Here is a 23,469-nt window from a genome sequence, read left to right as displayed (position 1 = left end):
TGCTGTTCTTTTTATACATCAATCACGCCGTCGAGTATCACCTGCGGCCTTCCCTGTGAACACCGTTCTACACGACCCCGAACATTGTACACTTCAGCCAAACTCTCTGCGGTAATGACCTCCTCAGGCTCACCGCTGGCAACCAGTTTCCCGTCTTTGAGCATTAACACGTATTCGCTATGGCGCAGCGCGATATTAATATCATGTACCACAACTACGGTGACCATATTGCGCGCCAGTGTTTCGCGATGGATTAAATCCATCACGTGGAACTGATAGTTTAAATCCAGTGCACTGAGTGGTTCATCTAACAACAGCAGGTCAGGTCGACGGATCAAAGACTGCGCCAGACCGACCAGTTGTCGCTGCCCACCAGAAAGTTGATCGAGGTAGTGCAGCGCCAGATGCGCAATCCCAAGTTGTTCAAGTATTGCCAGCGCCTGAGCGTTGCTGCTTTCATCATCTCTTCTACAGGACGCCCGCTGTGCAGCGATAATTGACTCCAGCACATGCAAATGAACACCCTGCGGCAGCGACTGTGGTAAAAACACCACCTTCTCAGCACGTTTAGCAAACGGCAACGATGTTAAATTCTCATCGTCAAGAATCACCTCACCGCTGGCTTTATTCAACCCTGCCAGCGAACGTAGCAATGTTGACTTCCCGCAACCGTTAGGTCCCAGTAATACAGTGATTTTACCCCGTGGCAGCTCGGCGACATTGAGATTATGAATCACTGGTTGTTTAGGATATCCCGCGTCCACTCCCCGGAGAATTAGCCCACTCATGACATGCTCCCCCGATGCCGCAGAATAATGCTCAGGAAAAAGGGGACCCCCACCAGCGATGTGACTATTCCAACAGGGATAATGATACCGGGAATAATGTTCTTCGACGCAATAGAGGCCAGCGAGAGCACCAGTCCCCCCGTCAGTACACTCCCGGGCAGGTAAAAACGATGGTCTTCACCAAATAGCATGCGTGAAATATGCGGTGCAACCAGCCCGATAAAGCCGATGGGGCCTACAAAAGCCACCGACAACGTCGACAATAAGCTGATGCGCAGAAGCGATGACAGGCGTAGCCGCCGCACATCAATGCCAAAACTCATCGCCCGATCTTCGCCCAGGCGCAGCGCCGTGAGTTGCCAGGCGCTACGCATTGACCATGGAAAGACAATGACAACAGCGACGGCCAGTACGCCAAGTTTTTCCCACGAAGCGCGGGCCAGACTACCCATTGTCCAGAAAACCAGTCCCTGTAGTGTGTCTTCATCGGCAACAAACTGCATCATTGACACCAGCGCGTTAAAGGTAAAGACCAGCGCAATGCCAAACAGCACCACACCGGATGTTGCTACACGGGTCCAGCGGGTGATGCCGTCAAGCAGTAAGGCGGAGAGCAGCGCAAAAATAAAGGCATTCGCAGGGATAAACCACGTGGCGGATACCCCCGGAATACCAATACCCAATACAATCGCCAGTGCCGCACCAAAGGCTGCCGCAGACGAGACACCAAGCGTAAACGGGCTCGCCAACGGGTTATTTAAGATAGTTTGCATCTCCGCCCCCGCCAGTCCGAGCGCCATTCCCACCAACAACGCCATTAGCGCGTAAGGTAAGCGGATATCCCAGACTATTACGCGGGTTCCGGCGTTGACACTTAGCGGATGGAGTAGCGCTTGCCAGAGATCGGCAAGAGCCAGGCCAGACGGGCCAAGGGTCGAATCCAGCACCAATGAGGCTGCTATCGCCAAAATAATCACCAGCGCCAGCACCCATCGCTTACGGATAACAAGACGATAGCGTTCGTCAATTGACTCCCGCATCTGTATATCAGCAGATGACGACATCATTTTCCTTATCTGCCGAATCATTTCGGCGGAGTGAGCACATCACTGACCTGTGAGTCACTGAGCGAGATACCAAAAAAATCGTGATAAAAATCAATAACTTCCTGGCGCATATCTATGTCAACAAAACGTTGTGGGTAAAGCGTTTTAGCCAGCCAGAGAAATTGCAGCGCCTCTTCGCTGGTCTCCCGACACCACCAGAACATACCTTTCGGATTAACATAGACTCGATGATGAATCACTGCATCGACTTGCGCCCACTGAGGGGAAGCCATAATGGCTTCTGCGTCGCGTTTATTCATTGCTACAATAACCGCCGGATTAGCCGCAACGATCTGTTCCAGCGCCACCTCCCCCGTTCGGTTTGATTTGCTGTCAAACCAGTGCTCAGCAATATTCCTTGCCCCAGCCAGATCCATCCAATCCTGATTAAGAGAGGGGCGACCGCTGGTTGTCAGCGGGTTGCCCATACTGTGATATATCGTCACTCGCTGATTGTCAGAAAGATCTTTTAAACGGTCCTTCACCAGCCCCACGTTATGGTCAAAATAGCGTTGGTAACGCAAGGCTTTCTGCTGAGCATCAGGTCCAAGAACATCCGCCGTTTTCTGTACCCGGGACGTTAATGCAGTCATGGAATTCGCTTCGAAGGCAAGAATACGCACACCAGCCTGCTGGAGTAATGATTCGCCTGGTACAGTCATCGATTTCGGCACGAATAACAGTTGCGTACCAAGCGAGATAATTTGCTCCGGATCCAACTCATGACCGCTGTTAACACTGACGACAGCGACATCATCAATACGCGGTAAACTCTGGCGGAAAAGCGGTATTTTCTTCGCTATCATTGATGTACCAACAATATTTTCGCCATAACCTAACATAGTGATAATGGTGTTTTGTGCAGGCCATGGCGATGCGATACGGACATCGCTTTGCGGTTGTGCGGCAAATAAGCTCCCCGCCACCAGACAGATCAGTGCGGGGAAAATACGGGTTAACGTCATCATTCCAGCCTTTAGAAATCTAACGTCACGGAAGCACGAACTTCGCGTCCGCTGCCGATAAATGCGCTCGGCGAACCGTTATCACCATCAGTCCCTGACGGGAAGATGGAGGCCCAGTAATGCTTATCGAACACGTTGTTCACGACAACCCGGAAGGTGGTAGGCACATTGCTGATTTTGGTTGTATAGCGAGTTCCTAAATCCCACGTGGTGTAGCTGCCAGCCCACGCGGTATTAGTGTCGTTAGCCGCTCGCTTACCGGTGTAGTGAATATTCGCGCTATAAACCCATTGCGGTATAGAAGGTAAACTGTATTCAGCCAACATATTAGCCTGTACTTTGGGAACCCCGACCACCTGCTTGTCGCTGGTTGAATCGCTGGCCGTATCTTTCAATTTTGGATTGAGGAACGTCACACCACTATAAACGTTTAATCCCTGCCAGACGTTTCCGGATGCAGTCAGTTCCAGACCATTATTTACCTGATTACCCTGTTCTTTATAGACATCATCATTGGGATCTACATAGGCAAAAGGACGTTCGAGCCGGAACAGAGCCGCGCCCAAATTCAACCCTGAAACATCCGCTTTAAGCCCTACTTCATATTGCTTACTGCGGTACGGATCCAGCGTTTGTCCGGCATTTTTCACATCGCTGTTGATTGGTGCGGTTCCCCCCTGTTCAAGGGACTCTGCATAGCTAATATAGGTCATCACATTTGGCGTAATTTTATACATCAGCGCCGCATTCGGACTTAATCCATCCTCATCAATCTGGCTGGTTTTATGCCCGTTCTTATTATAACTCTGTGACTGGATCCAACTCTGGCTGAGGTAAAACATTGTTGACCATTTCGGTGTCAACGTGATCGTATCGCCCACGGTAATACTCTGTTGTGTATTCACTCCGGATTTATAGCGGTCACCGCTGGTTCTGATTTTTCCGTCGCCTTTCTCCGTCATCTCCGAAGGGTCATACATGTTAGTGGTGCCCCAGTTATAAGAAGAGCCGGTGCCTTTTGCACTGTACAAAGACCAAACATAACCCGTAGTTGAAAGTGCAATATCGTGCCCAATGGAGCCAGTATCCACATGACCATTGAGAGTGGCAGTATTGCTCAGTACACGAAAACGCCCCGCTGCAGTGGAGTCTTTCATCGTGCGGCTGATATCACCCTGATCATTTATTATTTTGCTCGATACGCTGCGCATCGCGCGATCCGCCTGCTGCCAGCCAACACCAGCCGTTACCGACCAGTCATCATTCAGATAATGAATCAGCCGTGTACTGACGGTATCCGTCGTCAGATCGTTACCGGCAGTACTGAGTGCAAGATTCTTATTTTTGGGATCAGGCGCAGAAGGTAATTTAATACCTGGACCATAGCTGAAGCTGCCCGGATATCCTTTCTGGACAAACTCATAGTGACTGGCATCCAACTGCAACTGCGTACCGGGTTGAATATTCCAGTCCATCGCCACGGAGAGAAGCTTACGACGCAACGTACTATCGTCCAGGTTTCCTTCCCCTTCCTCATTCAGGATATTAACGCGATAGCCAAAACGGTTGTCATCATCAATATGCCCTCCCAGATCAACGTGCCCGGTGAACGCACTGCGACTCTGATAACCCAGAGTCACTTCACGTAGCGTCTCTTCCGTCGGACGTTTTGCAATAAAATTAAATTGCCCCGCCGGGCTGGCCGGGCCATACAATGCCCCCGTCAGGCTATTCAGTACATCCAGACGTTCCAGTGTTTCAACCGGGAACGCTGTTGTTGAAACAATATTCAGGCCATCCAGGCGACTGTTGGCAACGACGCTACCCTGCATACCACGGCTTTGCGGCCTACCAACATCCATACCGCCACGTGCCTGCATTTGCGTACTGGGTGAATATTTCAACAACTCACTCACGCTTTGCGCCTGCTGATTTTCAATCATCATTTTAGTGACCGTGGTCGTCGAATATGGCGTATCGACCCAGGCTTTATTTCCCTGCGGACCAACATCAATATCATTCGTTTTAAATCCTGCACCGGAAGGCGCAGAAGCTGGATTGCCGGAAGGCTGACTGGTGACGACAATTTCATCTTCAGACGCCGCTTCAGCGTGGACACTTTGGGATGCCAGAGTAATGAGAACAGGCAACAGTGTTGCTAAGTAAGTAGGTTTATTCATTTGTATTATCAATCGTTATGTAAAAATTTATATTACGATCGATATAGGTGTAAAATTTTGATCTCAGTCACGTCAAAACTTTTAAGAGCGTATCTAACTCTTTGTGATTATGAGAAATCAGAGATAAAAAAACCGGCCTGTTTAGCCGGTTTATAAACAAAGAAAAGGGTATTACTCGCCGCGACGAACCTTCACCGCTTTTGCCAGTTGGCGCAGCACAGAGTCAGTATCTTCCCAGCCAATGCAGGCATCGGTAATGCTCTTACCGTAAGTCAGCGGTTCGCCGCTATCCGGGTTCTGATTACCTTCAACCAGATGGCTTTCAATCATCACGCCAATAATCGCTTTTTCGCCACCGGCAATCTGCCCGCACACGTCTTTAGCAACATCCATCTGCTTTTTAAATTGCTTGCTGGAATTCGCATGGCTAAAGTCGATCATGACCTGCGGAGACAGACCCGCTTTGACCAACCCTCCTTTCACGTCAGCAACGTGTTGAGCACTGTAATTCGGCTCTTTGCCCCCGCGCAAAATGATATGGCAATCGCCATTACCACTGGTATTCACAATTGCGGAGTGACCCCATTTGGTCACAGACAGGAAACAGTGCGGCGCACCTGCGGCATTGATTGCATCAATGGCGACTTTAATTGTGCCATCGGTACCATTTTTGAATCCAACCGGGCAGGAAAGACCAGAGGCCAGCTCACGGTGCACCTGGGACTCGGTAGTTCGCGCACCAATCGCGCCCCAGCTCATCAGGTCCGCGAGATATTGCGGGGTGATCATATCAAGGAATTCACCCGCAGCCGGTAAGCCGCTATCGTTAATATCCAGCAGCAACTTACGCGCTATACGCAGACCGTCGTTGATCTGGAAGCTGTTGTCCATATGCGGATCGTTGATTAGCCCTTTCCAGCCCACGGTAGTACGCGGCTTTTCAAAATAGACGCGCATGACGATTTCAAGCTCATCTTTCAACTCTTCACGCAGTGCCAGCAGGCGAGCAGCATACTCTTTGGCTGCAGCCGGATCATGAATAGAACACGGTCCGATAACAACCAGCAAACGATCGTCGCTCCCTTTCAGGATCTTATGGATCGCCTTACGGGCGTGAGCAACCGTATTTGCGGCATTTTCAGTAGCAGGGAATTTTTCCAGCAGTGCGACTGGCGGTAATAACTCGTTGATCTCTTTAATACGTAAATCGTCGTTCTGATAATTCATGATTATTCCAGCGTTGCCATACTTATATAAATGAATGCAATCCCTCCAATCTATATCTTCAATCATAAAGTGTAAACGGGGTTTTACAGTTTGGACGGATTAATCCTGGAATCAATCAAAAAAACGCAATAAAGTAGCGAAAAACGAGATCTAAACTACAATTTTTAACTGTAACAACTTACTTTTTCATTATTTTCAAGATTCTATGCTGGTTTTTATTTCCATACTGAAACATTAAACCACACCCTGACGATTTAACTGGCACATGCACTGTTGGAAGAGGTTATCCAACATATTGACCATTACAGGAGCATATTATGCAAATGACAATGACAAAGCTGGCCTCACTCTTTCTTACTGCAACTCTTAGCCTCGCCAGCGGCGCAGCGCTGGCTGCAGAAACAAACGCTCAGTCCAATAACGGCCAGGCAAATTCTTCGGCGGATGCTGGTCAAGTAGCACCTGACGCCCGTGAAAACGTTGCACCAAATAACGTCAACAATAACAAAATCAATTCGGGTGGAACCATGCTGCACCCGAACGGTTCATCGATGAACCATGAAGGAATGACAAAAGACGAGGTGCACAAAAACTCTATGTGTAAAGACGGTCGCTGTCCGGATGTGAATAAGAAGGTCGAGACCGGAAACGGCATCAATAATGATGTCGATACCAAAACTGATGGTACCACTCAGTAAAGCTAAAATATGGCTAATAACAGGAGAGCAAAAGCTCTCCTTTTTAATTTTGTCAGCCCAAACCCGGTATGATGTCATACAGTAAAGATGAGAATAACAAAGGGATGACACTATGGCTCACTCGCACACTCATACTTCCCCGGACCAGCACAAAGATAACAATGCCCGTCGACTGCTGTTCGCATTCTGTATTACAGCAGGATTTATGCTGGTTGAGGTGGTGGGAGGAATACTTTCAGGCTCTCTGGCGCTACTGGCGGATGCCGGGCACATGCTTACCGATGCGGCTGCGCTACTTTTCGCACTGCTGGCCGTCCAGTTTTCCCGTCGTCCTCCCACTATCCGCCACACATTCGGCTGGCTGAGACTCACCACACTGGCCGCGTTTGTTAACGCTATTGCGCTGGTGGTGATCACTATTTTAATCGTCTGGGAAGCGATTGAGCGCTTCCATACGCCCCGACCAGTAGCTGGCGGAATGATGATGGTTATCGCCATCGCGGGTTTGCTGGCTAATGTACTCGCCTTCTGGGTTCTGCATCGCGGAAGTGAAGAGAAAAACCTCAACGTCCGCGCCGCTGCACTACACGTGATGGGCGATTTACTCGGTTCGGTAGGTGCGATTATCGCTGCGCTGATCATTATATGGACCGGCTGGACGCCTGCGGATCCCATTCTTTCTATCCTGGTTTCCGTGCTGGTACTGCGCAGCGCCTGGCGTTTATTGAAAGATAGCGTGAATGAATTGCTGGAAGGTGCGCCGCTTGCACTGGATATTGCTGCACTACAGCGCCACCTTAGTCGGGATATTCCTGAAGTTCGCAATGTGCATCACGTGCACGTCTGGATGGTGGGAGAAAAACCGGTAATGACATTGCATGTGCAGGTGATCCCACCGCACGATCATGATGCCTTGCTGGAGCGCATTCAGCACTTCCTGACGCATCACTATCAAATTGAACACGCGACCATTCAGATGGAGTATCAGCCATGTAATGGACCGGACTGTCACCTTTATCAGGGACTGTCCGGTCATTCACATCACCATCACTAATGGGAAAGCGCGCGTGAGCCGCGTTCGCGCGCGCTGTTTATCCACATCCTGCTACCGTTGAGGGCGATAACCGTCAGGATCATATATTCCAGCGACATAGCATACACGCCTTGCAGGGCAAAGATCACCACACTGATAACGTTAATGATCACCCACAAAAGCCAGTTCTCGACGTATTTGCGTGTCATCAGGATCATCGCCACAATTGACAGCACCATCATGCAGGAATCCCAGAACGGGAAAGCGTCGGGTTGAAGTTCTGGTGCGGCAACCTGTAACCCCAGCCCCTGCATAATATTCACTGCCATGCGGGTCAAAAACGCAAACACCGGATCGATATACACCGTCATCAAACCAATCGCCACCACGCAAGCAGCCAGCCAACTTAGCGCTTTTGGTAACGGCAGCCAGCGAATTTTCAGTTCAGCCTCATGCTGACTGGTTTGCCGGGACCATGCATACCAGCCGTAGATGTTGGCGGCAAAAAAGAACACCTGTAACAACAGGCTGGCGTAGAGTTGGATCTGAAAAAAAATAATCGCAAATAACGTAACGTTGATCAGACCAAAGAAATAATTGCTGATTTTCTCCAGGCTAGCCAGGCCAATACACAGTAAGCCAGCGACAGTACCTACCGCTTCAATCCATGACAGGTCGTAACCACCTGCACCAATCGGAATATGAACCAGAATATTCTGCGTGCTAAAAAAATCCATCTTTCCCCCCAGAGCGAAACGCGATAATTAAGCTCGTAGTGTAGTCGCAAATTCCAGCATGCGGTTTAACGGCAATAGTGCCCCTTCTCGCAGTGCTGCATCAACCTGTATCTCATGAGCCACTCCACCCTGCTCAAGACCTTCAGCGATCGCCTTAAGGCCGTTCATCGCCATCCACGGACAATGTGCACAGCTGCGACAGGTTGCCCCCTCACCAGCCGTCGGAGCCTCGAGCAACTCTTTATCAGGAACAGCCTGCTGCATTTTGTAAAAAATGCCCCGATCAGTCGCCACAATAAGTTGTCTGTGCGGTAACGTTTTAGCTGCGTTAATTAGCTGACTGGTTGACCCTACTGCATCGGCCATATCAACAATCGACTGAGGGGATTCAGGGTGTACCAGAACAGCGGCGTCAGGATAAAGCCCTTTCATGCGCGTTAATGCCTGGGTCTTAAATTCGTCATGGACAATGCAGGCTCCCTGCCAGCAGAGCACATCCGCACCGGTCTGTTTTTGCACGTAGTTGCCGAGATGTCTGTCCGGTGCCCAGATGATTTTTTCACCTAAACTATCAAGATGTTCAATAAGTTCAACGGCGATACTGGATGTTACCACCCAGTCAGCACGCGCTTTAACGGCGGCTGACGTATTAGCGTAAACCACTACTGTGCGATCCGGGTGAGCATCACAAAATGCGCTGAAGGCGTCGATCGGACAGCCCAAATCTAATGAACACTCCGCCTGCAACGTTGGCATCAGGATAGTTTTTTCCGGGCTAAGAATTTTGGCCGTTTCTCCCATAAATCTGACGCCCGCAACCAGCAGTGTGGATGCTGGGTGTTTTGATCCGAATCGCGCCATCTCAAGTGAGTCAGAAATACAACCGCCGGTCTCTTCAGCCAACTGTTGGATTTCAGGATCGGTATAATAGTGCGCAACCATCACTGCATCGCGCTCTTTCAACAGGCGCTTGATTTTTTCGCGATAGAATTGCTTTTCATCCACACTCAGCGGTGCAGGCTTCGGCGGAAACGGATAGATTGCAGCTTCAGGGTCAAACATCAAGCTCATCATGCTTTCTCGTTTTACTGGCTTAACGAAACAACCGACTTAAAGCGAGATGCACGCTGCAATCGGCTATATTTGTTTTATATGCTAAACAAGATAGCGGATTGGCGTATAAAAGTCACAATAATTGCGTTTGATGAATGCCGGATATGTTTTGTAAGCCTGATAAGCGAAGCGCATCAGGGAAGCAGGTTCGAATCTTATAAATCGCAGATAGCAAAAAGGCGCCTTTAGGGCGCCTTTTTACACTGGTGGGGCGTGCAGGATGACTCGCTTCGCTCGCCCTCCGGGCCGTCGCCGCAAACGGCTCCGTTGTCTCACTTCGTGAGACCCGAACCTGCTGCAGGTTCGAATCTTATAAATCGCAAATAGCAAAAAGGCGCCTTTAGGGCGCCTTTTTACACTGGTGGGGCGTGCAGGATGACTCGCTTCACTCGCCCTCCGGGCCGTCGCCGTAAACGGCTCCGTTGTCTCACTTCGTGAGACCCGAACCTGCTGCAGGTTCGAATCTTATAAATCGTAGATAGCAAAAAGGCGCTTTTAGGGCGCCTTTTTACACTGGTGGGGCGTGCAGGATTCGAACCTGCGACCAATTGATTAAAAGTCAACTGCTCTACCAACTGAGCTAACGCCCCCATATGGGGTTTACTACTTTAACCTTTTCAGGATGGTGGGTCGTGCAGGATTCGAACCTGCGACCAATTGATTAAAAGTCAACTGCTCTACCAACTGAGCTAACGACCCTTTCGGGTATCACCTGAAATATTTTTACTCGACACCAATTTAATAAATTGGTGGGGCGTGCAGGATGACTCGACTTCGTCTCGCCCTACGGGCCGTTGCTGACGCAACGTTATCCTTCACGGCTAACACCTGAGTACGATGTTAATATTGGTGGGGCGTGCAGGATTCGAACCTGCGACCAATTGATTAAAAGTCAACTGCTCTACCAACTGAGCTAACGCCCCGAGTGGTGGGTGATGACGGGATCGAACCGCCGACCCCCTCCTTGTAAGGGAGGTGCTCTCCCAGCTGAGCTAATCACCCGATACTACGCTGGATACTGCTTACTGCTAAGTTAGTGGTGGGCCGTGCAGGATGACTCGGCTTCGCCTCGCCCTTCGGGCCGTTGCTTACGCAACGTTATCCTTCACGTTTTACTACCACTACCTACTTCAATTATTGGTGGGGCGTGCAGGATTCGAACCTGCGACCAATTGATTAAAAGTCAACTGCTCTACCAACTGAGCTAACGCCCCACTTTTCTCGCCGCTTTCGGGCTGTTTGATATCCCTTGGCAACGGCGGCATATATTACTGATTTCAGATTTTAGCGCAACAAAAATTTCGATGTAAATAACTCAACTGCTTAGGAATCACACGACGCGACCAGAAATAACGCGATTTCTGGTCGCATGGTGTGCATTACATCGCGCCAAGGCGTTTTTGCGCTTGTTTAGCGCCATCAGTGCCAGGATATTTAGTGATAACCTGCTGATAAACTGCTTTAGCTTTTGCTGTGTCGCCTTTGTCCTGCATGATGACGCCAACTTTATACATTGCGTCTGCAGCCTTTGGTGATTTCGGGAAGTTTTTAACTACCGAAGCAAAATAGAACGCCGCATCATCTTTTTTACCCTTGTTGTAATTCAACTGACCCAGCCAGTAATTTGCATTGGGCAGGTAAGTCGAATCCGGATATTTTTTGATGAAGTTCTGAAATGCCACAATCGCGTCATCCTGGCGGGATTTATCCTGCACCAGAGCAATTGCTGCATTGTAATCGGTATTAGCATCGCCAGTTTGCGCGGGCACACCTGACGCTGCGGTAGCACCTGCATCAGGCGCAGGGGTTGCTGCCCCGCTCTGATCGCTATCCACAGACTGCGCTGCCGGCGCACTACCGCTGCCAAGATTATTCATCTGCAACAAAATCTGCTTCTGGCGCTCAACAACCTGATTCAGCTGATACTGACTTTCCTGAATTTGACCACGCAGGGAATCAATATCGGACTGATTATCGGAGAGTTGTTGCTGGAGTTGGGTTAAAAGCTGACTGTGAGCGTTAGAAATACGCTCGAGTTGAGTGACACGGTCTTCGACCGAGCCTGAGCCGACACTACTGATTGGCGCCTGAGCAAAAGCGGCCCAGGGGGCCGCTATGCCAACCAGTAACGACAGACTCAACAGGTGATGTCTGAAGTTACTGCTCATGCAATTCTCTTAGTAAACCAGTACGGCACGACGGTTTTTGGAGTAAGCCGCTTCGTCATGACCCAGTACTGCAGGTTTTTCTTTACCGTAAGAAACGATGGAGATCTGGTCAGCAGAAACGCCTTTACCCTGCAGGTACATCTTAACGGCGTTAGCACGACGTTCACCCAGGGAGATGTTGTACTCAGGAGTACCACGTTCGTCCGCATGACCTTCTACGGTGACTTTGTAAGACGGGTTGCTACGCAGGAAGTTAGCGTGCGCATCCAGCATTGCAGCGAAGTCAGAACGGATATCGTACTTATCCAGATCGAAGTAAACGATGTTGTTCTGCTGCAGCTGTTGCATCTGCAGACGCGCTTGCTCTTCGGAGGACATGTTGCCGCTGCCGTTTGCATCCATACCAGTGCCGGCACCCAGCATGCCTTCGCTGCCGTCATTGCTGGCGTTCTTGTTAGAAGAACATGCCGCAATTGCCATAACAGGCAGAGCGATCATCAGCCCTTTCAGCACTTTGTTCAGTTGCATTTCAATGATTCCTTATTAATCAATTATTTATTATCACAGATACGGCGACCAGGCAGGGAATTTAACCTGTCCATCGGTTGCCGGAAGACGCGCCTTGAAACGCCCATCTGTAGAAACCAAATTCAGCACGGATCCCATCCCCTGAGAAGAGCTGTAGATTACCATAGTGCCGTTAGGTGCCAGACTTGGCGTTTCATCCAGGAACGTTGACGACAGAACTTGTACGCCACCCGCTACCAGATCTTGTTTGGCAATGTGTTGCTGCCCACTATTTGAGCTTACCATTACCATAAACTTACCGTCACTGCTTACATCAGCATCCTGGTTTTGCGAACCTTCCCAGGTAATACGCTGCGGAGCACCGCCGTTAACGTTAACTTTATACACTTGCGGACGACCTGCCTGGTCAGAGGTAAAGGCCAGGTTTTGGCTATCCGGGAACCAGGTCGGTTCGGTGTTATTGCTACGACCATCAGTCACCTGACGGATTTGGCCTGAGCCAATATCCATCACATACAGGTTCAGGCTACCCGTTTTAGACAGAGCAAACGCCAGTTTGCTGCCATCCGGAGAGAATGCCGGAGCACCGTTGTGACGCGGGAACGAAGCCACCTGACGAACCGCACCGTTAGACAGCGTCTGGATAACCAGCGCAGAACGTCCGCTTTCAAAGGTTACATAAGCCAGTTTAGAACCGTCCGGAGACCATGCCGGCGACATCAAAGGCTGCGGAGAACGGTGAACAACGAACTGGTTGTAACCATCGTAGTCAGAAACACGTAATTCGTACGGGAACTGGCCGCCGTTGGTCTGAACGACATAAGCAATACGGGTACGGAACGCGCCCTTAATACCGGTCAGTTTTTCAAACACTTCGTCACTTGCAGTGTGACCCGCGTAACGCAGCCACTGCTTGTTCACTTTATACGTGTTCTGCGCCAGTACGGTACCCGGTGCGCCGCCAGTGTCTACCAGTTGATAAGCAACACTGTAGGAACCGTCCGGATTAGGCGTAACCTGACCCACAACCACAGCATCAATACCCAGCGCAGACCATGCAGCCGGCTGAACTTCTGCCGCAGTGCCCGGCTGCTGTGGCAGACGAGACCTGTCTAACGGGTTAAATTTACCGCTGTTACGCAGGTCTGCACCTACGATACCACCGATATCTTCGGGAGCAGCGCCCGGCCCAGCCCACTGGAACGGGACTACACCAATCGGGCGCGCCGAGTCCACCCCTTGGGTGATCTCGATACGTACTTCTGCATGCAGCACCGCTGCCCACAGCATCAGAAAACCAAATGCTACTCGTAATGCCTGCTTCATCATATCTCCCTTATCTGGACGGAAAGCCCACGATAATTTAGCAGAATGTTAACAAACTCAAATACACAAAACTACCAGAACTCTGTCTCAACCTTAGACCGTTTTCCCCGAAATCTCGGGGAAATGATTACAGTTTAAAGTCCAGTTTGGCATCTTTTACTTTTTCATAAACAGCCTGGCTAGGCGGTTTAGGAATTCTGGCTGTTTTTGCAGCCGTCAACGCAGCCTGACATAATGCTGGATCGCCACCTTCTTCGGTCACATCCAATAACAGTCCATCTGGTGCCAGCTTGATATGCAACACACAAGATTTGCCTGCATACAAATCAGCACCATACAGACGGCTCTGAATCGCATTACGAATTTGAGATGCGTAAGCACTGATATCAGCACCTGATGCGCCACCGTTTGCACCACTTGTACCACTATCTTTCGCTGGCTGACCGTTTCCTTTCACTCCACCGCCCGATTTCGGCGCATTCTTACCGGAGCTTAAGTCACCTAACAAGTCGTCAACACCAGAGGCTGCGGCGGCTTTCTCTGCTGCAGCTTTTTTAGCGGCAGCCGCTTTATCTGCGGCGGCTTTTTTATCAGCAGCCGCTTTTTCGGCAGCAGCTTTCTTGTCTGCTGCAGCTTTTTCCGCAGCCGCTTTCTTATCGGCAGCGGCCTTTTCAGCGGCAGCAGCTTTTGCAGCAGCGGCTTTTTCTGCTGCAGCGGCAGCTTTCTCAGCAGCAGCCTTCTCGGCTGCAGCTTGCTTAGCGGCCTCAGCCTGTGCTTTCTTCGCTGCTTCAGCGGCGGCTTTAGCAGCCTGCGCCTCAGCGACTTTCTTGGCATCTGCAGCTGCTTTTGCAGCGGCTTCAGCCTCGGCTTTCTTCTGTGCGTCAGCAGCCGCTTTCTTCGCGGCTTCAGCGGCTTGTTTCGCCTGAGCATCAGCTTTGGCCTTCGCATCCGCAGCAGCCTTCGCTGCAGCTTCTTCAGCCTGTTTCTGTTGTTCTTGCGCTTTCGCAGCCGCGGCTTCCGCCTGCTTTTGCTGTTCCGTCTGCTCGCGCACTTTTTCCTGCGCGGCTAAACGTTCTTTCTCCAGCTGCTTCAGTCGCTCTTGCTCTGCCGCCTGCTTCTCACGAAGCTCTTCGGCTTGCTGCTGCGCCTGTTTTTCACGCTGTTCTTCTGCACGTTTCGCACTTGCCTGCTGTTGCTGCTGGCGATCGTACTGTTGGACAACGGCGCCAGGATCGACCATAACGGCGTCAATGGACGAACCGCCACCACCGCCGGCTGAAGCATCAATGTGCTCATCGAACGAACTCCAGATCAGTACTGCAAATAAAATAACATGCAGCACCGCTGAAATAATTATCGCCCGTTTGAGCTTGTCGTTTTGTTCGGTTGCCTTTGACACTCTCGGTTCCCAAAAAACTGTTCGCCTGTTACGCGCTATCTTTCAAGCCAGGAATACGCAGACATCAGATTGGCTGCGTCATCAAGCCAACAGATTTCACGCCCGCACTGTGTAACAAGTTCAGCGCTTTAATTATTTCATCATAAGGCACGTCTTTCGCACCACCGATTAAAAAGACTGTTTTCGGATTGGCCTGCAGGCGGCTTTTCGCTTCTGCGATAACCTGCTCTGGCGGCAGTTGATCCATACGATCTTTTTCAACTACCACGCTGTATTGCCCAATACCGGAAACTTCAATAATGACCGGCGGCTCGTCGTTGCTGCTGACGGCTTGCGATTCAGTCGCGTCCGGCAGATCGACTTCCACACTCTGGGTAATGATCGGCGCTGTTGCCATAAAGATCAGCAGCAGCACCAGCAATACGTCGAGCAGCGGTACAATATTGATTTCGGACTTGAGTTCGCGACGACCTCGTCCACGCGTTCTGGCCATGGCTTACCCCTTGTTGCTCTCGCTAACGGTAAACGCCTGGCGGTGCAGAATCGCGGTGAACTCTTCCATAAAGTTGTCGTAATTCTGTTCCAGCTTGTTTACGCGCTGATTCAGACGGTTATAAGCCATAACCGCCGGGATTGCCGCAAACAGGCCGATAGCTGTTGCAATCAACGCTTCCGCGATACCCGGAGCGACCATTTGCAGGGTTGCCTGTTTTACAGCACCGAGTGCGATAAATGCGTGCATGATCCCCCACACCGTACCGAACAGACCGATATATGGGCTGATAGAGCCCACGGTTCCCAGGAACGGAATATGCGTTTCCAGCGTTTCGAGCTCACGGTTCATTGAGATACGCATCGCACGGGACGCCCCCTCAACAACCGCTTCCGGCGCATGATTATTTGCCCGGTGCAAACGAGCAAATTCTTTGAACCCGCTGTAGAAAATTTGTTCCGATCCCGCCAAATTATCACGACGTCCCTGGCTTTCCTGATACAGGCGCGACAATTCAATACCAGACCAAAACTTGTCTTCAAACGCTTCCGCTTCACGCGAAGCGGCATTAAGAATACGGGTTCGCTGGATAATAATGGCCCAGGATGCGATTGAGAAACCAATCAAAATCAACATGATAAGTTTAACCAGAAGGCTTGCCTTCAGGAACAAATCAAGGATATTCATGTCAGTCACTGCTTAAACTCCGCGACAATAGACTTGGGAAGCGCACGAGGCTTCATCTTGAGTGGATCAACGCAAACAATCAGAACTTCGGCTTCATTCAGCACGGTGTTCTCTGCGTTGACAATGCGTTGCGTGAAAACCAATGAGGTGCCACGCATTGACGTAATTTCGGTTTGGACTTCGAGCATATCGTCAAGCCGGGCAGGCGCAAAATACTCCAGGGTCATCTTGCGCACCACAAAGGCTACACGTTCGGCCAGCAGTACCTGCTGACTGAAGTGATGATGACGCAGCATCTCTGTGCGTGCTCTTTCATAAAAAGCGACATAACTGGCGTGGTAAACCACCCCACCGGCATCGGTGTCTTCGTAGTAGACACGAACCGGCCATCGAAATATATACTTATTCATTCCTGCTACCTCTTTGGCTTTGCCCACTGCCCCCGGGCACTTACTTCTGTAAGCGTCTGGAGAATCCTGACCTTGCCGTCTCGATGCTTCAAGAATGCTGTTGTATATAGCGTTGTATTCACTTTACATCCCGGTAATGCAACAAAAGTTAGTACTTTTAACCGGTGCTACTATACGCGCGGGAATGATGCTTTGGAATGGGGGAAAGTAAACGGAGAGTAAAAAATTATGGGCTTATGCAAGCCCATAAATATTTAAGGATGTTTCTTATTCAAAAGAAGAAGAAAATCAGACCAGCAACAAGCACGATATCCGCTATCAGCGGGCAGAAGATGCCCTGCCAGTGAACCGCACGAGGACGAAATCCAACGCCGTGGATTACGCCAGTACAAACCGCCCACATCAACAAAAATCCATGCCAGATTTCCAGCTCACTGGTTTTTGCCGCGAAGCGTGTGGGATCCCAGAATATGCAGCCAGCCAACACGATTGCCAGCACAAAGGAAAGCGCCCGCAAGGGGCGCTTATCCATTACCGCATAAATATACTTTATCATCCTTTAAGCTGCCTCTTTGTTGGCTGCACCTGCTCACCCCAGTCACTTACTGATGTAAGCTCCTGGGGTTTCGCAGCCTTGCCGCCGCGATGCACCTAAAACGATGTTGTATATTGCATCGCGATAATGTTGATCATTAACTTTCTTCTTGTCCGGCCTTGCCTGCTTCAACGTGCTCAAGCGCCAGCGCTGTGATTATCCCAAATGCACAGGCAAGAAGCGTTCCCAAAATCCATGCGAAATACCACATTTTTAGCTCCTTACTTAGTACAGAGAGTGGGTGTTGCTTTCAATATCTTCTTTGGTGATGCGACCGAACATCTTCCAGTAACACCAGCTGGTGTACAGCAGAATGATTGGTACAAACACCGCCGCAACCCAGGTCATCAGGTTCAATGTTCTCTGGCTGGAGGTAGCATCCCACATGGTCAGGCTCGCGTTCATCATGGTGCTGGATGGCATTACAAACGGGAACATTGCAATACCAGCAGTCAGGATGATGCAGGCCAGGGTCAGTGAAGAGAAGACAAACGCCCAGGCCCCTTTCTCCATACGAGAAGTCAGGATGGTCAACAGTGGCAGAACCACACCCAGAGCCGGAACCAGCCACAGGATTGGTGCATTGTTAAAATTCACCATCCAGGCACCCGCAACACGCGCCACTTCTTTAGTCATCGGGTTAGAAGCGGCATGGTGATCCAGTGCAGAAGTCACAACATAACCGTCAATACCGTAGATCACCCAGACACCAGCCAGAGCGAAGCAGACCAGAGTGACCAGCGCAGCAACCTGAGAAGTCGTACGTGCACGCAGGTGAAGTTCGCCTACTGTACGCATCTGCAGATAGGTCGCGCCCTGGGTGATGATCATCCCAACACTCACGATACCTGCCAGCAGACCAAACGGATTCAGCAACTGGAAGAAGTTACCGGTGTAGTACAAACGCATGTACTCATCCATGTGGAACGGAACCCCTTGCAGCAGGTTACCGAATGCCACACCAATCACCAGAGGCGGAACGAAGCTACCGATGAAGATGCCCCAGTCCCACATGTTGCGCCAGCGCATATCTTCAATCTTCGAGCGGTAATCGAAACCGACCGGACGGAAGAACAATGCCGCCAGTACAAGGATCATCGCCACATAGAAACCGGAGAACGCAGCGGCATAAACCATCGGCCAGGCAGCGAACAATGCGCCACCAGCGGTGATCAACCAAACCTGGTTACCGTCCCAGTGCGGGGCGATGGAGTTAATCATAATTCGACGCTCGGTATCATTACGACCGAGGAAACGGGTGAGCATGCCCACCCCCATGTCGAAACCATCGGTGACCGCAAAACCAATCAGCAGAATGCCAACCAGCAGCCACCAGATAAAACGCAATACTTCATAATCGATCATTTGACGACTCCTGTCTTAGCGTGCCGGCTGAGAAGTCACAGTGGACTGCTCGTAGTGATAACGACCGGTTTTCAGGCTGCTCGGACCACGGCGTGCGAACTTGAACATCAGGTACAGTTCAGCCACCAGGAACAGGGTATACAGGCCGCAAATCAACAGCATCGAGAAGATGAGGTCGCCAGCAGTCAGCGAAGAGTTCGCCACGGCTGTCGGTAACACTTCACCAATCGCCCACGGTTGACGGCCGTACTCTGCCACAAACCAACCGGACTCAATGGCAATCCACGGTAATGGAATCGCATACAGCGCCGTGCGCAGCAGCCATTTTTTCTCGCCGATACGGTTACGGATCACGGTCCAGAAGGATACAGCGATAATCGCCAGCATCAGGATGCCGCACGCCACCATGATACGGAACGCGAAGTACAGCGGAGCAACACGAGGAATGGAATCTTTCGTTGCCTGCTGAATTTGCGCTTCGGTCGCATCGGTAACTTTATCGGTATAGCGTTTCAGCAGCAGACCATATCCCAGATCTTTCTTCATGCTGTTGAACTGGTCGCGAACGGCCTGATCGGTGGAGCCAGCACGCAGTTCTTCCAGCAGCTGATACGCTTTCATCCCGTTACGGATACGCTCTTCATGCTGCACCATCAGATCTTTCAGACCAATGACGGGTGTATCAACAGAACGGGTGGCAATGATGCCCAGCGCATAAGGAATTTGGATAGCGAAATGGTTCTCCTGCGCATCCTGGTCCGGGATACCGAACAGCGTAAAGGATGCAGGGGCAGGCTGAGTTTCCCATTCAGCTTCAATTGCGGCAAGTTTGGTTTTCTGCACGTCACCCATTTCGTAACCGGATTCATCACCCAGAACGATAACAGAGAGAATGGCAGCCATACCGAAGCTGGCAGCGATAGCAAAGGAGCGCTTAGCAAACGCGAAGTCACGACCGCGCAGCATATAGTAGGAGCTGATCCCCAGAACGAACATCGCGCCACAAACATAACCAGAAGCCACGGTGTGTACAAATTTCACCTGTGCAACCGGGTTAAGCACCAGTTCGGAGAAGCTCAGCATCTCCATGCGCATGGTTTCAAAGTTGAAATCTGCTGCAATTGGGTTCTGCATCCAACCGTTCGCAACCAGAATCCACAGTGCGGACAGGTTAGAACCCAAAGCCACCAGCCAGGTGACGCACATATGCTGGACTTTACCCAGACGGTCCCAGCCGAAGAAGAACAGACCTACAAAGGTGGATTCGAGGAAGAAGGCCATCAAGCCTTCGATCGCCAGTGGCGCACCGAAGATATCCCCTACATAGTGGGAATAATAAGACCAGTTAGTCCCGAACTGGAACTCCATGGTCAGACCGGTAGCCACACCCAGAGCAAAGTTGATACCAAACAACTTGCCCCAGAACTTGGTCATATCTTTATAAATCTGTTTGCCGGAAAGGACGTAGACCGTTTCCATGATGGCCAACAAAAACGCCATACCCAGCGTTAGTGGCACAAACAGGAAGTGGTACATCGCGGTCAAGGCAAACTGTAAGCGCGACAGTTCGACTATATCTAACATCATGACTCCTTGCTCATCGCATGAAGACTCCGAGAGTGAACCCCGTTAGAAAGGGTCACACGCATGCCCCAATACAAATTTATTTGCTTCCATCCGCCGTTGCTCTTTCTTCTCATTTGAAGAAAAGGCAATGCCGAAAAGTTACAAACATGTTAATAAAACACTCAAATTGATCCCGCAATTATATTACGCCGTAAAATCCTTACAATAAACAGGTTTTTATCGAGGTAAATTTGCATTTTTCGATAGTGATCAATTTATAGCTAATTTATCACTTCCAGACCAATTTGATCTGCAGCAATTTAACCTCATTTTGTAGTGTTTACCAAGTTTTAAACATTGATTTAAATCAATTTTCAATTTTAATGTTAACAATGTTTACCACGAGAGTAACTAGTAAATATCATGTTAACGATTTGTTTTTCAATGAGTAATTGCCGTTACTACAAATGATAGATTATTTATTTAAATCTACACGATCTTTTAACCAGCTCAGACGGCAAAATGCGGTAGCAGATAAAGAGTAACTATTGTTAGGTAGCTCACAGATTTTTTTTAGCAAGTCGTGGAATTTTAAATTTATACAAATTATTCATTTTAATTTTACTTATAATTAACACCCAAATGTAACTATCTCAGCTGGAAGAGAAACTCACTGCATTCTCAACCTCAATGAAGATACCTCCCCTTCTCAAATGCCATGCTTTCCTGTCCGAATCATCACCGCAAGTTATCACTCCCTCCCCTTTTGCGCATATGGTCCAAAGATTAAATATGTTCTGAACAATCTATTATCATTTTTATCTTAAATTTAACAAATAATATTTTTGACATATAAGATCAATAAATAAAAAACCGTTAGGTTGTTCACAAGTTATTTAGTAAGCATAAGTTTTTAAATTATTTAAAACGACACTTAAAAAAGACTCACAACAAAATAAGATTTCGATCACAAACATAGCAAGTCATTTATTAGCGAATTCGCAAACAAATTAAGAAAACCTCAAGAAACAAAACGCAATGCATTGTTTTTAAAGCCATTTATTAAAAATGAAATATAACAATCATTTTATGAAGGTTATTTTGAAAATAGATCAATTGCTTCCTTTTTCGCTTACACAGACACTCCAATCCTATTAAGAGGTTGCCACAATCCATGCTTTAAATATTAAAAAATAATTTTTACTTATTGACCATCAGCCCTACAGAGGATTACCCATGAAGAAATCTACACTTGTTATTGGCGTCATCGGTGCTGACTGCCATGCAGTAGGCAATAAAGTTCTGGATCGCGTTTTTACTGCTCATGATTTTCACGTAATCAACCTTGGGGTGATGGTGAGTCAGGATGAATATATTGATGCTGCGATTGAAACCGGTGCCGACGCCATCGTGGTGTCATCCATCTACGGTCACGGTGATATCGACTGCCTCGGTTTACGTGAGCGCTGCATCGAACGCGGCCTCGGCGACATTCTGCTCTATGTCGGCGGCAACCTGGTCGTAGGTAAGCATGACTTCGCCGAAGTGGAAATGAAGTTTAAAGAGATGGGCTTTAACCGCGTCTTCGCACCAAGTCACGATCTCGAAGATGTCTGTGCGCTTATCACCAATGATATCCATCAACATAATGGCCTCGAACAGCGTTGCCTTGAAGAGGCCATCTGATGCAAACAGTTTCTGTCGATATCGGCTCGACATGGACCAAGGCAGCCCTCTTCGCGCATGAAGGAGAGGAATTAACCCTGGTAAACCATGTCCTGACCCCAACCACCACACATCATCTGGCAGACGGTTTTTTTGCCAGCCTGAATCAGGTGCTGAATGTTGCCGATGCTCGCCCGTTACTGAAAAGTGGTGAAGTGCAGTTGAAATACTCCTCGTCTGCCAAAGGTGGGCTCGCCGTTGCAGCAATGGGGCTGGTGCCTTCCATTACGCTGGAATCGGCGAAAGTTACCGCTCATTCGGCAGGAGCAAAAATCGCGCAATATTATTCATACAAGCTGAACCGCCATGACATTCGGGAGCTGGAGTCATCACCGCCAGACATCCTGTTGTTTACCGGCGGCACGGATGGTGGTGAAGAAAGCTACGGCCTGGCTAATGCGCATGCGCTGGCAGAGTCCACGCTTGACTGCGCCATTATTTACGCCGGAAACCGGGACATCCAGGACGATATACAGACGATTCTGGGGCATAAGGATCTGACCACGGTAGATAACATTCTGCCGGATCTCGATCACCCGAACCCGTTTGCCGCTCGTCAGGCTATCTGTGATGTGTTCTTGTCTCGCATCGTTAAAGGCAAAGGTCTGGACGTCATCGTTGGAGAAACCGGCGAAGAACCCATGCCGACGCCGTGGACAGTCTATGAACTGGTAAAAGCGATTAGCGATTACGACAGTGCATGGAAAGAATTCATGCTGATTGATATGGGCGGCGCCACTACGGACGTCTATTCAGCCAGCGCGAATATCCTCTCTCCCGACACCGTCCTGCATGGTGTTCCTGAACCTTTCGTCAAACGTACCGTTGAAGGCGATTTGGGAATGCGCGTTTCCGCCGTCGTGGTCGGAGAAAGCACGCAGGATATGGTGAAAGTTATCTTTGCCCAGCAGCCACAACGTGAGGAAGCATTTTATCGCTACCTGCGTCATCTGGTTGGGCATCCGGATTACCTGCCACTCAGCGAGGAGGAGAAATATTTCGACACTCTGCTGGCAGGTTTGTGCGTGGGCTATGCCACTGAGCGCCACGCGGGCACTAAAAAGCAGGTTTGTACCTGCGTAGGTAACGTGGATTTACAGATGGGTCGCGATCTCACCACCGTACGCAAAGTTGTCGGTTCAGGTGGATGGCTCTCGCGCGCCAGCCAGTTCGATATTCATAACTGGCTCAAATACCGGGAGCTGGACGACCAGGGTAAAAGAATTTTGTTACCTAATCAGTTTGAGTATTACCGCGATTCAAATGGCCTGCTCCCGCTACTGGCAAACGTCGCCAGGCTGTACCCGCAAGCCGCAGCTCGCACCAGCATTCAGTGTTTAACCCTATAACAATTAAGGCA

At 49.7% G+C, this 23,469-nt stretch carries 22 protein-coding genes, 5 tRNA genes and 2 other RNA genes; 4 read left to right on the top strand and 25 right to left on the bottom strand.

Annotated elements, in window-relative coordinates; all coding sequences use genetic code 11:
- Window positions 1-11: 11 nt before the first annotated feature.
- From AACS05_RS06690 to aroG, 5 genes are all read right to left on the bottom strand, one after another.
- Window positions 12-788, bottom strand: a complete 777-nt coding sequence (locus AACS05_RS06690) for an ABC transporter ATP-binding protein (RefSeq protein WP_045441129.1) — start codon at window positions 786-788, stop codon at window positions 12-14.
- Window positions 785-1,855: a FecCD family ABC transporter permease gene (locus tag AACS05_RS06685; RefSeq protein WP_404842357.1), complete on the bottom strand. Its 1,071-nt coding sequence runs from the start codon at window positions 1,853-1,855 to the stop codon at window positions 785-787. The genes AACS05_RS06690 and AACS05_RS06685 overlap by 4 nt, the downstream gene beginning before the upstream one ends.
- 17 nt (window positions 1,856-1,872) lie before the next feature.
- The gene (locus AACS05_RS06680) at window positions 1,873-2,859 is read right to left on the bottom strand and encodes an ABC transporter substrate-binding protein (RefSeq protein ID WP_045441127.1); all 987 of its coding nucleotides are present in this window, start codon (window positions 2,857-2,859) and stop codon (window positions 1,873-1,875) included.
- Between the two features lie 11 nt (window positions 2,860-2,870).
- The gene (locus tag AACS05_RS06675; RefSeq protein WP_045441126.1) at window positions 2,871-5,039 is read right to left on the bottom strand and encodes a TonB-dependent siderophore receptor; all 2,169 of its coding nucleotides are present in this window, start codon (window positions 5,037-5,039) and stop codon (window positions 2,871-2,873) included.
- A 171-nt stretch (window positions 5,040-5,210) separates the two neighbouring features.
- The gene (gene aroG / locus AACS05_RS06670; RefSeq protein WP_045441125.1) at window positions 5,211-6,266 is read right to left on the bottom strand and encodes a 3-deoxy-7-phosphoheptulonate synthase AroG; all 1,056 of its coding nucleotides are present in this window, start codon (window positions 6,264-6,266) and stop codon (window positions 5,211-5,213) included.
- A 323-nt stretch (window positions 6,267-6,589) separates the two neighbouring features.
- Between aroG and AACS05_RS06665 the strand changes: the two genes are divergently transcribed.
- Window positions 6,590-6,964 carry a YbgS-like family protein gene (locus AACS05_RS06665; RefSeq protein WP_045449506.1) on the top strand — a complete coding sequence of 125 codons (375 nt, stop codon included), beginning with the start codon at window positions 6,590-6,592 and terminating at the stop codon, window positions 6,962-6,964.
- A gap of 112 nt (window positions 6,965-7,076) precedes the next feature.
- Entirely contained in the window at window positions 7,077-8,018 is a 942-nt protein-coding gene (zitB, locus tag AACS05_RS06660; RefSeq protein WP_045441124.1) for a CDF family zinc transporter ZitB, read from the top strand.
- On the opposite strand, the gene pnuC is transcribed toward zitB, so the two are convergent.
- The 20 genes from pnuC to cydA form a co-directional block, all read right to left on the bottom strand.
- Complete coding sequence (pnuC, locus tag AACS05_RS06655) at window positions 8,015-8,734, bottom strand: nicotinamide riboside transporter PnuC (protein ID WP_045441123.1); 720 nt, start codon at window positions 8,732-8,734, stop codon at window positions 8,015-8,017. The two genes, zitB and pnuC, sit on opposite strands and share 4 nt — an antisense overlap.
- Window positions 8,735-8,761: 27 nt before the next feature.
- Window positions 8,762-9,805, bottom strand: a complete 1,044-nt coding sequence (gene nadA / locus AACS05_RS06650) for a quinolinate synthase NadA (RefSeq protein WP_045441122.1) — start codon at window positions 9,803-9,805, stop codon at window positions 8,762-8,764.
- A 246-nt stretch (window positions 9,806-10,051) separates the two neighbouring features.
- Window positions 10,052-10,177: non-coding RNA, RtT sRNA (locus tag AACS05_RS06645), on the bottom strand.
- Window positions 10,178-10,206: 29 nt separating this feature from the next.
- A non-coding RNA gene (locus tag AACS05_RS06640) (RtT sRNA) lies at window positions 10,207-10,332 on the bottom strand.
- 29 nt (window positions 10,333-10,361) lie between these two features.
- Window positions 10,362-10,437 (bottom strand) — tRNA-Lys (locus AACS05_RS06635).
- Window positions 10,438-10,470: 33 nt separating this feature from the next.
- Window positions 10,471-10,546, bottom strand: a tRNA-Lys gene (locus tag AACS05_RS06630).
- Window positions 10,547-10,694: 148 nt separating this feature from the next.
- Window positions 10,695-10,770, bottom strand: a tRNA-Lys gene (locus AACS05_RS06625).
- A 3-nt stretch (window positions 10,771-10,773) separates the two neighbouring features.
- Window positions 10,774-10,849, bottom strand: a tRNA-Val gene (locus AACS05_RS06620).
- A 136-nt stretch (window positions 10,850-10,985) separates the two neighbouring features.
- A tRNA-Lys gene (locus AACS05_RS06615) sits at window positions 10,986-11,061 on the bottom strand.
- Window positions 11,062-11,226: 165 nt separating this feature from the next.
- On the bottom strand, window positions 11,227-12,015 hold the full coding sequence (gene cpoB / locus AACS05_RS06610) for a cell division protein CpoB (RefSeq protein WP_045441121.1): 789 nt from the start codon (window positions 12,013-12,015) through the stop codon (window positions 11,227-11,229).
- Window positions 12,016-12,024: 9 nt separating this feature from the next.
- Window positions 12,025-12,543: a peptidoglycan-associated lipoprotein Pal gene (gene pal, locus AACS05_RS06605; RefSeq protein ID WP_006685431.1), complete on the bottom strand. Its 519-nt coding sequence runs from the start codon at window positions 12,541-12,543 to the stop codon at window positions 12,025-12,027.
- A gap of 33 nt (window positions 12,544-12,576) precedes the next feature.
- Complete coding sequence (gene tolB, locus AACS05_RS06600) at window positions 12,577-13,869, bottom strand: Tol-Pal system beta propeller repeat protein TolB (RefSeq protein WP_045441120.1); 1,293 nt, start codon at window positions 13,867-13,869, stop codon at window positions 12,577-12,579.
- Window positions 13,870-13,996: 127 nt separating this feature from the next.
- Window positions 13,997-15,268, bottom strand: coding sequence for a cell envelope integrity protein TolA (tolA, locus tag AACS05_RS06595; protein WP_045441119.1), 1,272 nt, complete (start codon window positions 15,266-15,268; stop codon window positions 13,997-13,999).
- Window positions 15,269-15,332: 64 nt separating this feature from the next.
- Complete coding sequence (gene tolR, locus AACS05_RS06590) at window positions 15,333-15,761, bottom strand: colicin uptake protein TolR (RefSeq protein WP_045441118.1); 429 nt, start codon at window positions 15,759-15,761, stop codon at window positions 15,333-15,335.
- Window positions 15,762-15,764: 3 nt separating this feature from the next.
- The gene (gene tolQ / locus AACS05_RS06585) at window positions 15,765-16,457 is read right to left on the bottom strand and encodes a Tol-Pal system protein TolQ (RefSeq protein ID WP_136345302.1); all 693 of its coding nucleotides are present in this window, start codon (window positions 16,455-16,457) and stop codon (window positions 15,765-15,767) included.
- Window positions 16,454-16,858: a tol-pal system-associated acyl-CoA thioesterase gene (gene ybgC, locus AACS05_RS06580; protein WP_045441116.1), complete on the bottom strand. Its 405-nt coding sequence runs from the start codon at window positions 16,856-16,858 to the stop codon at window positions 16,454-16,456. Before ybgC ends, tolQ begins: the two co-directional genes overlap by 4 nt.
- A gap of 271 nt (window positions 16,859-17,129) precedes the next feature.
- The gene (ybgE, locus tag AACS05_RS06575; protein WP_045441115.1) at window positions 17,130-17,414 is read right to left on the bottom strand and encodes a cyd operon protein YbgE; all 285 of its coding nucleotides are present in this window, start codon (window positions 17,412-17,414) and stop codon (window positions 17,130-17,132) included.
- Window positions 17,415-17,550: 136 nt separating this feature from the next.
- Window positions 17,551-17,664 (bottom strand): cytochrome bd-I oxidase subunit CydX, encoded by a 114-nt coding sequence (cydX, locus tag AACS05_RS06570; RefSeq protein WP_071828905.1) that lies wholly within the window; start codon window positions 17,662-17,664, stop codon window positions 17,551-17,553.
- A 14-nt stretch (window positions 17,665-17,678) separates the two neighbouring features.
- Window positions 17,679-18,818: a cytochrome d ubiquinol oxidase subunit II gene (cydB, locus tag AACS05_RS06565; protein WP_045441114.1), complete on the bottom strand. Its 1,140-nt coding sequence runs from the start codon at window positions 18,816-18,818 to the stop codon at window positions 17,679-17,681.
- Between the two features lie 15 nt (window positions 18,819-18,833).
- Complete coding sequence (gene cydA / locus AACS05_RS06560) at window positions 18,834-20,402, bottom strand: cytochrome ubiquinol oxidase subunit I (RefSeq protein WP_045441113.1); 1,569 nt, start codon at window positions 20,400-20,402, stop codon at window positions 18,834-18,836.
- A gap of 1,218 nt (window positions 20,403-21,620) precedes the next feature.
- On the opposite strand from cydA, the gene glmS reads away from it, so the two are divergent.
- Together glmS and glmL are read left to right on the top strand one after the other, a co-directional pair.
- Entirely contained in the window at window positions 21,621-22,070 is a 450-nt protein-coding gene (gene glmS, locus AACS05_RS06555) for a methylaspartate mutase subunit S (RefSeq protein WP_045441112.1), read from the top strand.
- On the top strand, window positions 22,070-23,458 hold the full coding sequence (gene glmL, locus AACS05_RS06550; RefSeq protein WP_045441111.1) for a methylaspartate mutase accessory protein GlmL: 1,389 nt from the start codon (window positions 22,070-22,072) through the stop codon (window positions 23,456-23,458). Before glmS ends, glmL begins: the two co-directional genes overlap by 1 nt.
- Window positions 23,459-23,469: the final 11 nt, after the last annotated feature.

The organism is Citrobacter sp. S-77, from assembly GCF_963864895.1.
Lineage (GTDB): Bacteria > Pseudomonadota > Gammaproteobacteria > Enterobacterales > Enterobacteriaceae > Citrobacter > Citrobacter murliniae.
This window is presented reverse-complemented; position numbering and strand designations above follow the sequence as displayed.

Bases quoted from the DNA above. Each gene is read 5' to 3' on its own strand.
- ybgC (WP_045441116.1), bottom strand. From the start codon at position 16,858: ATGAATAAGTATATATTTCGATGGCCGGTTCGTGTCTACTACGAAGAC.
- cydA (WP_045441113.1), bottom strand. From the start codon at position 20,402: ATGTTAGATATAGTCGAACTGTCGCGCTTACAGTTTGCCTTGACCGCG.
- AACS05_RS06685 (WP_404842357.1), bottom strand. From the start codon at position 1,855: ATGATGTCGTCATCTGCTGATATACAGATGCGGGAGTCAATTGACGAA.
- tolB (WP_045441120.1), bottom strand. From the start codon at position 13,869: ATGAAGCAGGCATTACGAGTAGCATTTGGTTTTCTGATGCTGTGGGCA.
- aroG (WP_045441125.1), bottom strand. From the start codon at position 6,266: ATGAATTATCAGAACGACGATTTACGTATTAAAGAGATCAACGAGTTA.
- AACS05_RS06675 (WP_045441126.1), bottom strand. From the start codon at position 5,039: ATGAATAAACCTACTTACTTAGCAACACTGTTGCCTGTTCTCATTACT.
- pnuC (WP_045441123.1), bottom strand. From the start codon at position 8,734: ATGGATTTTTTTAGCACGCAGAATATTCTGGTTCATATTCCGATTGGT.
- zitB (WP_045441124.1), top strand. From the start codon at position 7,077: ATGGCTCACTCGCACACTCATACTTCCCCGGACCAGCACAAAGATAAC.
- ybgE (WP_045441115.1), bottom strand. From the start codon at position 17,414: ATGATAAAGTATATTTATGCGGTAATGGATAAGCGCCCCTTGCGGGCG.
- AACS05_RS06690 (WP_045441129.1), bottom strand. From the start codon at position 788: ATGAGTGGGCTAATTCTCCGGGGAGTGGACGCGGGATATCCTAAACAA.
- pal (WP_006685431.1), bottom strand. From the start codon at position 12,543: ATGCAACTGAACAAAGTGCTGAAAGGGCTGATGATCGCTCTGCCTGTT.
- tolR (WP_045441118.1), bottom strand. From the start codon at position 15,761: ATGGCCAGAACGCGTGGACGAGGTCGTCGCGAACTCAAGTCCGAAATC.
- nadA (WP_045441122.1), bottom strand. From the start codon at position 9,805: ATGAGCTTGATGTTTGACCCTGAAGCTGCAATCTATCCGTTTCCGCCG.
- glmS (WP_045441112.1), top strand. From the start codon at position 21,621: ATGAAGAAATCTACACTTGTTATTGGCGTCATCGGTGCTGACTGCCAT.
- cydB (WP_045441114.1), bottom strand. From the start codon at position 18,818: ATGATCGATTATGAAGTATTGCGTTTTATCTGGTGGCTGCTGGTTGGC.
- glmL (WP_045441111.1), top strand. From the start codon at position 22,070: ATGCAAACAGTTTCTGTCGATATCGGCTCGACATGGACCAAGGCAGCC.
- cydX (WP_071828905.1), bottom strand. From the start codon at position 17,664: ATGTGGTATTTCGCATGGATTTTGGGAACGCTTCTTGCCTGTGCATTT.
- AACS05_RS06665 (WP_045449506.1), top strand. From the start codon at position 6,590: ATGACAATGACAAAGCTGGCCTCACTCTTTCTTACTGCAACTCTTAGC.
- cpoB (WP_045441121.1), bottom strand. From the start codon at position 12,015: ATGAGCAGTAACTTCAGACATCACCTGTTGAGTCTGTCGTTACTGGTT.
- AACS05_RS06680 (WP_045441127.1), bottom strand. From the start codon at position 2,859: ATGACGTTAACCCGTATTTTCCCCGCACTGATCTGTCTGGTGGCGGGG.